The sequence below is a fragment of the Pseudomonas sp. NFR02 genome (assembly GCF_900119375.1).
Taxonomy (GTDB): Bacteria; Pseudomonadota; Gammaproteobacteria; order Pseudomonadales; family Pseudomonadaceae; genus Aquipseudomonas; species Aquipseudomonas paracarnis.
The window spans coordinates 151,725-152,956 of sequence record NZ_FPJJ01000009.1; the positions used below are offsets into that span (position 1 = coordinate 151,725).

The following is a 1,232-nucleotide window of genomic DNA, read 5'->3' on the forward strand; positions in this document are numbered from 1 at the left end:
TTGGTATTTTCCTCTGCCATCGGATAGCAACGGGCCGTCACCACGTTGCCGGAATGGATGTCTCCAAGTCGAAGCAGCCCCGAGTTTAGACTCAATCCATACATTCGCTGCTGATGAGTGCGTGCCCCTATCAGCGGAGCAGAAAGATTAAGCAATTGAGAGTTTGTTGAGGCTTGTTTGTCGGCTGCTAAGTTCGCGTCGCGATGAAGGAAACTGGCAGCCTCACTTTCAGCTGGATTGCCAGAACGTAGCACCTGAGACGGCTGAGGGGCCGCGTTCGGTGTGGGCACATAATAATTTGCAGCGGGTGTATTTGCATTGATCATAATCACGTTTCTCAGTTAGTTAAAAACAACAACACAACACTTCACACGTAAGTCACCGGTGAATTCCTAGACATCCAACTTCATTAATAGCCATTCAAATCTTTAAGTCGATCAACCTCCCCTTCCGAGCCGCTACGGCCAGTCCGTGCATAACCGCCCACCCATTCAACCATTCACAACCCAAGAAAATTAATTACCCGACAAACCAATCTTTATATAAGTATCACAGCACCCGCTTTACTGACGAACATCAAGCCATTGCTGATTGTTTGCACTTATACACTGCGTAATACATGATTTGATTTTGCAACAGACTCGATTTAAATCGAGCAATCAGCGCGACTTTTTTACTTATAAAAGCAGCACGCTACTTGAACGTATTCAGCGTGCGGCTGCCGGTGAATGGCGCCCGTTCCAAGACCGCGCTGAATACGCCGACTGATCGTTTCGACTGGCAGCTCTCGGCTCGCAAGGATCCGGTTGCGGATCACAGGGATCTGGACGAGGCGTCGGCTCGCGGGTCACCGGCCATGGCCATGGCCGGGGCTCACGCGGGTTCGGGCGCGGCATGGGCTCACACGGGGCCGGACGTGGTGTCGGCTCGCGGGGCTCAGGCCGTGGCCTGGGGTCACGCGGGGACGGGCGCGGCATGGGCTCACACGGGTCTGGACGTGGTGTCGGCTCGCGGGTCTCCGGGCGTGGCCGAGGGTCACGCGGCTTCGGGCGTGGCGTTGGCCCCCACGGGTCTGGACGTGGCGTCGGCTCGCGGGTCTCAGGCCGTGGCCTGGGTTCACGCGGGGACGGGCGCGGCTTTGGCTCACACAGGTCCGGACTTGGCGTCGGCTCACAAGGCTCTGGCCGTGGCTTCGGCTCACAGCGGTCCGGACTTGGCGTCGGCTCACAAGG

1 pseudogene is annotated in these 1,232 nt (G+C 57.1%); it reads right to left on the minus strand.

What is annotated here, in order from left to right:
- Nucleotides 1-326 (minus strand): annotated as a pseudogene (locus BT199_RS27325) (alkaline protease); the annotation flags it as partial.
- Nucleotides 327-1,232 lie beyond the last annotated feature (906 nt).